The sequence below is a fragment of the Frankia sp. CcWB2 genome (assembly GCF_977927585.1).
In genome coordinates, this window is the sequence record NZ_CDWRCM010000160.1 from 4,488 (window position 1) to 8,312 (window position 3,825).

Consider the following 3,825-nt stretch of genomic DNA (forward strand, 5'->3'; position numbering starts at 1 on the left):
CCCCGGTGGGCGTCCCGGCGGATGTGGTCCATCGCGGATCGTCGGCCGGTCAGGCTACTCCAGTCTGGCTCAGTGCCCGGGGTCGGAGGGTGCCGCAGCGTCGGAGGGTGCCGCAGCGTCGGAGGGTGCCGCAGCGTCGGAGGGTGCCGCGGCCCGGCCCTCGTGGGCGGCCAAGCCGTCATGCGCGGCGAGGCCGTCATGCGCGGCGAGGATGGCGTCGGCGGCCAGGCTCGGGGGGAGGGTGCCGTCGCGGACCCGCCGTTCAAGGTCCGGAGTGATCTCGCGGACCCCCGGATCGGCCCGCAGGCCAGCGAGCAGCCGATCGTGGACCATCGCCCACATCCAGTCGACCTGCTGGCGGCGCCGGCGGGCGGCGAGTTCGCCGGAGGCGTCGAGGGTGTCCTGATGCTTGACGATCTGCGCCCAGATGGTGTCCAGCCCCGTCCGCTCCACCGCGCTGCACGTCAGCACCGGGGTGTTCCAGTCCCGGGGACCGGCGGAGCCCTGCAGCAGCCGCAGCGCGCCGGCGAGTTCCCGGGCGGCACGGCGGGCGTCGAGCTCGTGCGGCCCGTCGGCCTTGTTCACCGCGATGACGTCGGCGAGCTCCAGCACCCCCTTCTTGATGCCCTGGAGCTGATCCCCCGTCCGGGCCAGGGTCAGGAACAGGAAGGTGTCGACCATGTCGGCGACGGTCGTCTCCGACTGGCCGACGCCGACCGTCTCGACCAGGACGACGTCGTAGCCCGCCGCCTCCATGACGACCATCGCCTCGCGGGTCGCCTTGGCGACGCCACCGAGCGTCCCCGCGGTGGGCGAGGGCCGGATGAACGCCGCCGGATCGGTGGACAACGCCGCCATCCGGGTCTTGTCCCCCAGGATGCTGCCGCCGGTACGCGTCGAGGAGGGGTCGACGGCGAGCACCGCCACCTGGTGCCCCTTCCCGGTGAGCATGGTGCCCAGCGCGTCGATGAACGTCGACTTGCCCACCCCGGGCACCCCGGTGATGCCGATCCGACGGGCCTTGCCCGCGTGCGGCAGCAACGTCACCAGCAGCCGCTGCGCGAGCTCCTGGTGGTCGGGCCTGGTGGACTCGACGAGGGTGATGGCCCGCGCGATCCAGGTCCGCGACGAGGCCAGCACCCCGTCGGCGTACTCGCCCGGATCGATCGGTCGTCGGGTCACCATGCCGGATAGCATGCCGGATCTGCCGTCACTCGGGCGGGTCAGGCCGCGGGGTGAGCGGGATGAGCGGGATGAGCGAGCTGGGCCGACAGGGCCGCGAGCAGGTCCAGCGCGGCGTCGGCGATGACCGTGCCGGGCGGGAAGATCGCGGCGGCGCCCGCGGCCCGCAGCTCGTCGAAGTCGCCGGGGGGGATGACCCCGCCGACCACGATGAGGATGTCGGGCCGGTCGAGCGCGGCAAGCTCCTCGCGCAGCGCGGGCACCAGGGTGAGGTGGCCGGCGGCCAGCGATGACACCCCGATGATCTGCACGTCGGCCTCGACGGCCTGGCGGGCGACCTCGGCCGGGGTCTGGAACAGCGGGCCGACGTCCACGTCGAAGCCGAGGTCGGCGAACGCGGTGGCGATCACCTTCTGGCCGCGGTCGTGACCGTCCTGGCCCATCTTCGCGACCAGGATCCGGGGCCGGCGACCCTCGGCACGTTCGAAGGCGGCGGCGGCCTCGCGGGCGGCGACGATGTTGCCGGCAGGTCCCGCCTCGTCCCGGTACACCCCGGAAATGGTACGGATCTGGCCCGCGTGACGCCCGTAGACCTTCTCCAGCGCGTCGGAGATCTCCCCGACCGTCGCCTGCGCCCGGGCCGCGTCGACGGCGAGCGCCAGCAGGTTCTGCTCCAGCCCGGGACCGCGGCGCCCATCGCGGGCCGCGTCGGCCGCCGCGGTCAGGGCGTGCAGCGCCGCCTCCACCGCGGCCGGGTCACGGTCGGCGCGCAGCCGGCGCAGCTTCTCGATCTGCTCGGCGCGCACCGCCGAGTTGTCGACCTTGAGCACCTCGATGGCCTCGTCCGCGTCGACGCGGTACTTGTTCACCCCGATCAGCGGCTGGCGGCCGGAGTCGATGCGGGCCTGGGTGCGGGCGGCGGCCTCCTCGATGCGCATCTTCGGGATCCCGGCGTCGATGGCCTGCGCCATGCCGCCCGAGGCCTCGACCTCGTCGATGTGCTCCCAGGCCCGGCGGGCCAGGTCGTGGGTGAGCCGCTCGACGTAGTAGCTGCCGCCCCACGGGTCGATCACCCGGGTGGTGCCGGACTCCTGCTGGAGCAGCAGCTGGGTGTTGCGGGCAATGCGGGCCGAGAAGTCCGTCGGCAGGGCCAGCGCCTCGTCGAGGGCGTTGGTGTGCAGCGACTGGGTGTGCCCCTGGGTGGCGGCCATCGCCTCCACGCAGGTGCGCACCACGTTGTTGAACACGTCCTGGGCAGTCAGCGACCAGCCCGAGGTCTGCGAGTGGGTCCGCAGCGACAGCGACTTGGCGCTCTTCGGGGTGAACTGGTTGACCAGCCGCGACCACAGCAGCCGGGCCGCGCGCAGCTTGGCGACCTCCATGAAGAAGTTCATGCCGATCGCCCAGAAGAACGACAGCCTTGGTGCGAACGCGTCGATATCCAGCCCCGCGCCCAGCCCCGCCCGGATGTACTCGACCCCGTCGGCCAGGGTGTAGGCCAGTTCCAGGTCGGCCGTCGCCCCGGCCTCCTGCATGTGGTAGCCGGAGATCGAGATCGAGTTGAACCGCGGCATCCGCTGCGAGGTGAACGAGAAGATGTCCGAGATGATCTGCATCGACGGCTGCGGCGGGTAGATGTAGGTGTTGCGGACCATGAACTCCTTGAGGATGTCGTTCTGGATGGTCCCGGCGAGCTGCCCCGGGGCCACCCCCTGCTCCTCGGCCGCGACGATGTAGAGCGCCAGCACCGGCAGCACGGCGCCGTTCATGGTCATCGACACGCTCATCTTGTCCAGCGGGATACCGTCGAACAGCTGGCGCATGTCGAGGATGGAGTCGATGGCGACGCCGGCCATGCCGACGTCGCCGGTGACCCGCGGGTGGTCGCTGTCGTAGCCGCGGTGGGTCGGCAGGTCGAAGGCGACCGACAGGCCCTTCTGCCCGGCGGCGAGGTTGCGCCGGTAGAAGGCGTTCGACGCGGCGGCGGTGGAGAACCCGGCATACTGGCGGATGGTCCACGGCTGGGTGACGTACATCGCCGGGTACGGGCCGCGCAGGAAGGGCGCGATCCCCGGGTAGGTGCCCAGGAAGTCCAGGCCCGCGGTGTCGGCGGCAGTGTAGAGCGGCTTCACCGCGATGCCCTCGGGGGTATCCCAGGTCAGCGCGTCGGCGTCCTTACCGGTCGCCGCCTCCAAGGCGGCCCGCCACTCACCTTCCGCCGCGTCCGCCCCGGCCGGCGTGGTGCCCAGCTCCACCGCGGAGAAGTCCGGGATCATCGGGGCACGTTGCGAGCTGTCCGTGGACATCAGGCCACCCCAACCTCGGCGAGCGTCGCCCGCAGCACGGCGACGGCATTGCATCCAGTGAACACGTAGCCGTCGATGCCCGCGGCGGCATCGGTCTGCGCGCGCGCACCGGCCTGGCCCGCGAGCCACACCCGGCTCGCCCCGACGGCCCGCAGCGCCTCGGCGACCGGCCCGGCGTGCTCGGCGTACACCTTGTCGGCCGAGCACAGGCAGGCCACGGTGGCCCCGGAGGCGCTGAACGCCGCCGCGATCGACGCCGGGTCCGTGCCCGGGCCGGACGTCGGAGTCTCGAACCCGCCCGCCTGGAACAGGTTGGCGGCGAAGGTGGCGCGCGCGG

Annotated in this window: 2 protein-coding genes and 1 pseudogene; all 3 read right to left on the reverse strand. The window is 72.5% G+C overall.

Annotated features, from left to right (window positions below; all coding sequences use genetic code 11):
- Nucleotides 1-69 precede the first annotated feature (69 nt).
- Nucleotides 70-1,185, reverse strand: coding sequence for a methylmalonyl Co-A mutase-associated GTPase MeaB (meaB, locus tag ACY45C_RS15890; protein ID WP_462188369.1), 1,116 nt, complete (start codon nt 1,183-1,185; stop codon nt 70-72).
- Nucleotides 1,186-1,223: 38 nt separating this feature from the next.
- Nucleotides 1,224-3,488: a methylmalonyl-CoA mutase gene (scpA, locus tag ACY45C_RS15895; protein ID WP_462188370.1), complete on the reverse strand. Its 2,265-nt coding sequence runs from the start codon at nt 3,486-3,488 to the stop codon at nt 1,224-1,226.
- A pseudogene (locus ACY45C_RS15900) lies at nt 3,488-3,825 on the reverse strand (methylmalonyl-CoA mutase); the annotation flags it as partial. The gene scpA and the pseudogene ACY45C_RS15900, both read right to left, overlap by 1 nt.